This window comes from Sporosarcina gallistercoris (assembly GCF_050459885.1).
Lineage (GTDB): Bacteria > Bacillota > Bacilli > Bacillales_A > Planococcaceae > Sporosarcina > Sporosarcina gallistercoris_A.
The window spans coordinates 1-4,566 of sequence record NZ_JBCMNO010000013.1 but is presented as its reverse complement, the minus strand read 5'-3'; the positions used below and the strand labels follow the sequence as shown (position 1 = coordinate 4,566).

Annotated in this window: 6 protein-coding genes; 2 read left to right on the top strand and 4 right to left on the bottom strand. The window is 35.3% G+C overall.

What is annotated here, in order from left to right; genetic code table 11:
- A partial coding sequence (mobV, locus tag ABE021_RS09175; protein ID WP_430288204.1) for a MobV family relaxase occupies positions 1 to 439 on the bottom strand: 439 nt, incomplete at its 3' end.
- 651 nt (positions 440 to 1,090) lie between these two features.
- Here mobV and ABE021_RS09170 point away from each other — a divergent pair.
- Positions 1,091 to 1,465, top strand: a complete 375-nt coding sequence (locus ABE021_RS09170) for a hypothetical protein (protein ID WP_430288203.1) — start codon at positions 1,091 to 1,093, stop codon at positions 1,463 to 1,465.
- A 63-nt stretch (positions 1,466 to 1,528) separates the two neighbouring features.
- Positions 1,529 to 2,530 carry a hypothetical protein gene (locus ABE021_RS09165; protein WP_430288202.1) on the top strand — a complete coding sequence of 334 codons (1,002 nt, stop codon included), beginning with the start codon at positions 1,529 to 1,531 and terminating at the stop codon, positions 2,528 to 2,530.
- A gap of 77 nt (positions 2,531 to 2,607) precedes the next feature.
- Here the strand turns inward: ABE021_RS09165 and ABE021_RS09160 are convergent, their stop codons facing one another.
- The 3 genes from ABE021_RS09160 to ABE021_RS09150 form a co-directional block, all read right to left on the bottom strand.
- Entirely contained in the window at positions 2,608 to 3,186 is a 579-nt protein-coding gene (locus tag ABE021_RS09160; protein ID WP_430288201.1) for a replication protein, read from the bottom strand.
- 66 nt (positions 3,187 to 3,252) lie between these two features.
- Complete coding sequence (locus ABE021_RS09155) at positions 3,253 to 3,402, bottom strand: ribbon-helix-helix protein, CopG family (protein WP_430288200.1); 150 nt, start codon at positions 3,400 to 3,402, stop codon at positions 3,253 to 3,255.
- A gap of 337 nt (positions 3,403 to 3,739) precedes the next feature.
- Positions 3,740 to 4,566 (bottom strand): plasmid recombination protein (locus ABE021_RS09150; protein WP_430288198.1); only part of this gene is annotated, 827 nt, incomplete at its 5' end.

Sequence of the window (4,566 nt, the reverse complement as noted above, 5' to 3'; positions counted from 1 at the left end):
CTTGCAATCTACCTTCACGCATGGGAACGACCCCTACATGCATGTGAGGCGTCTTCTCGTCCATGTGAACGGTCGCATACGCGATATTTTGTTTGCCGTACTTCTCTTCAAAAATCTCCAGACTTTCTCTGAAGAATTTCTTCGTTTCGTCTGGATTGAGTTTATCGAAAAATGTTCTGTCAGAAGTCACCAACAACTCATTCACAAGCACGGCATCTTTTCTCGTTTTTCTGGTGCCTGTTTTTTGAGATTCAATAATTTCTTTCACATGCTCGTTGTAATTTATTTTGCGTTCATGGACCAAATCATAATTTTCATCAGACTTCTTTTTATCAATATCGGGATTCGTTTTGCTGTCTCGTTCCCTCTGATTGTGGAACTGAATTCCCTTCAAATCATGTGATTTCATTTTCTGCATTCGGACTACTGCAAAGCTCAAAACCCTCACCCCTCCGCCCCAGATTTCCGGCCAAAACTTCCATGTAAAGTATAACACACTATACTTTACATCCGTAAAGGTGTGCCTTGCCGGGGGGCTAAAAGCAAGAAGCAGTCACTCTAGCGTGACTGCTTCCCCAATGATCAAAAGCAAAAAAAGCATCGCCCGCAGCCGATGCTTTTTCCCAGTACAGAAATGAACTTTTCACCTCGTTGCTTTTCCGCAACGGTTGCAAATTTCATTCACCATCCACCACCCAAAAGGCTTTTTTGAAAGCAAGGATCGGGTCGTATTTTTTGAGAAATGCACTCAAAAAATCTCCACCCTTTCCTCCTTGCTTTCAAAAATTTGTCGGGTAATTGGCTCACGCCAAGCCGATAAACCTAAAACGAAGTTGCAATTTCACCGGCTTGCATTTCCCATTCTACCCCGACAAACCGCCTGTACTTCCGAGCATGAATTTCCTCTCACCACATATAAAATCACGCAATCAAACCCGCCTTCACCTCAACCCTAAAACAAAGGAAAAACCAAAAATTAAAAAAGAATATATAATCCGCTCTTATTAAAAGGTATTTTCCAGTATATGTAGAATTATAACAATTAAGTGACGTCACAATTTTTGACATAAAACTAGAAAGGGTGGTAAAAATGGTTACACTTATCAAAAAAGCATCATGCTCTTTATTACTACTAGGTGTATTGTTTTTTAATTTTGGAGCATCCGAATCAAACGCTGCAGAGCTAACCGGAAAAATTTCTTTCTACCTTGGTCAAGGATCACTTGGAAGTGACGGAAAAGTGTTAACAAAAAACGATGTTGCTGTTAGTTATGCAAATAGAAATCTGCCTAAAGGAACACCGATTTTAACTACTAACACAGCAAAAAACATTAAGCGGACACTCTATAAGTGGGATTATGGTGGTTTTGGCAATGATGTAATATTAGACGTTCAAAAAGCAATGTATACAGAAATGGGTGGAGTTATTAGCGCCGGTTATTTCCCTGGACACATTAAATACTAAATTTAGACAACCCTATTTAAGTTTTTTCTTAAATAGGGTTGTTTTTAAAAAAGGAGTTTTCCAATGAAAAAAATATTCATCCTGTTTTCTTTGGTTTTTCTTTTTTTAATAATCTTCATTGCTGTAAATAACAAAGAAATTTACACGTTGAAACTTCAAAATACAAATAACAACGAGCAATTATATATAAACACTTCATACGAAGAAAATTATCAGAGAACCATTAAATTAGACTTAAATACCTCTAGAGAAAAAGTGCTGTTGAAAAAAAATTATGATGATTATCCTACTTCTACATACTTCGAAGAATCTAATGATATTTATTTTCCCGGAAAAGTAAAAAATGGCACACAACAACTACTTCAAAAAAATGCTAGTGAAAATAGAATAAACGTCCTTACAAAAGATTTAAATTATGTGGACTTCCTAAAATTAAATAAAAAAGAAAAAACAATATACATCAGAACATTGGTTAAAAAAGATGATCGAAACTTTCATCTTGCTACTTTCGATATAAAAACAGGAGATGTATACATCTGGAACGATAAGGAAAATGACTATTCTGTAGTAACATTCGATTTTTCACCTTTTCAAAAAAACTTACTCGTTGTTACTAAATCAATAAAAGAAGAGTTTGATAATATATCAAATGCAAATAAAAACAATATCTCTCCCACAGCTCCAACTCATACATTTTCTATTTACAATGAATCAGGGACCTTCCAGAAGGAAGAATTAAGATTAAATAGCTTTGTAAAAACTGTTTCCTTATCTTCAGACGGAGAAAGTTTTTTATTGAACTTTAAAGACAAACTTGAAGATACATCTAAAATAGGACTTTATTCGAAAAGTAAAAAGAAAATTGATTTACTATTGGAAGATACAACTGACTTACTTAATATAAGAGAACCAATATTCAACTTTAAAAATAACGGTTTTTATTTTATTGCTGATGATACTTCAAATACTGCTAAAGCCTATTTTTTCAATCTTGAAGATAAAACAATAAAAGAGATTTGGTCTAAAAAAAATGAACAACCTATTAGTTTGTATTTGATAAAATAGATGGAGGCTCACAAACTAGCCATCCTCCATCTTCAAAAAATCTCTGTTCAATACACATCACTCATATCCCTTAAATGTTACTTATCTATTTTTCTATGCCGATTTGATTTAATATAAGAATCCATAATGTAAGCCGAGTTATCACAAAGCAACGGAAACCAATCATCAAATCTTTCATGCCTTGCATAATCTAATAGACTTTTCATTTCCACAATTCCCTGACTATCAATAAACTCCATCATTTCGTTAATAAGTTCATATCTTTCAGCCGATGTTACAGACAGATAAGACGTTATTTCAGCACCAGCATGAGCGATTATATCAGTCTTTTTATATTGATATTTTTCAGGGTTGTCCATGTGTGCAAAATAACGCACCATTCCTTTTGCATTTGCTACTTTTTGCGGATTTGGTGACCTTAATTTCATGGTAATCTCTCTTATTTGTGAATAAGATTTATTACTGGAAAACATTATTATCACATGCCAATGAGGTTTCTTTAATTCACCATCAGGATTTACATCCCTATCATGCAATGGACTTTCCACCCAAGGCACATGAAGATCATCAATTATTTCACGCCAATTTTCGGGTGCACTTTCAGGATAAACAACAAACGTCCAGTTTCTAGTTCTTTCGTCTTTTGCCTTCACCATGATATAATCACCTTAACGAAAATAAGTATTTGTTTCGAAAGCGTAGCGTGCCGTGCTGCGCTTTTTTTATTTTTCGTTTTCCTTTCCATTAGCATTAACCCAGACAGTAACAAGACCCGATTTGCTAAGCCCCATTCGCTTAGCAATTTTTTCAAATTCATCAGCGACATCTTTGCTAAGAGTTACCATGACTCTCTTTTTTTTATCTTCAGACATATCCTATCTCTCCTTGTCATTTTTCTCTAAAATCAGCTTAACAATTTAGTTACTCTAAAGCAACACTTTAGTTACTATTTAGCAAAAAAACGCCACAAACCCTTGGTATGACTGATTTCCCCTTTTTTTCACCCGTTTAGCCCATGTGTACCAAGGGTTTGAGTCGCTTTTAGCGTTGGACACTGGACAACTAGGGGGGTGTCGTAGTCGCCCCCCCATTCCCCTCATCCGCAGAAAAAATTCAAAACAAAGTTCAAAACAAAGTTCAAAACAAAGTTCAAAACAAAGTTCAAAACAAAGTTCAAAACCAAAATAAAAAAGACACTAAAAGTGTCTTTTATCGTTCCAATTCATTTCCTCGATCTCGACGAGGTGTTTTTTTCTCATTCATTTCACTCATCTGCTTCACAGAATCCACGTTAAAGCCGCTGTCGCGCTCGTGAGTGCGCTTGAACTCACCTTTGGGTGTGATTCCCTTCACTTTGTCTACAAAGGCCTTAAAAACCTTTTTAAAACCCTCTAAATCGTTTGTGTGCTTTTGGAAGAAGTCTTTAGAGACCTGATAAATATTTTGAATCTCTTTCGTTAACTCTTTGACTCTACTTTTCAACTGTTCATTTTCCGTGCTTAACTCAACGATTTTCCCTAAATTGCTGTGATTCATTTTTTCCAACTCTGCATTTTCTGCTTTTAAATGCTTGTTTTGTTGGTAGAGATCCGTATTTAACAGTTTTTCAATACTGCCTTTTAACTGCTTATTATTTCGCGCGGTGTTCACTAGCTTTTTAAAATCTTGTTCCGTCACGATGAGATTTCCAGTCGGTTCTTTTTTGATTTCTTTTTTCGGCCTACCAAAAATATTTTTCTCCTGGCTTTCAAATTCCACTTTCTTAAATTGTCTTTTTGTAGGAACAATTACTTCGTCAGGAATTTTTTCATTGAGCGCCGATAATTCACTTTTCTTACTTGAAATCTCTTTTTCTAGCAATCCAATATCTTGCTCTAATTCTTCCTTCTGCGTTTTCATTTTAAAATCCGCCGTAGATAAATGCGCTCGTTCAGATCCGCTCTGACCTCGCTCTAATTCAAAACCCTTTTCGTTCATTTTTTGAGGGAATTTATCTTGCAGCCATAACAGCTCCTGGCGATTAAAAACGTTCTTCC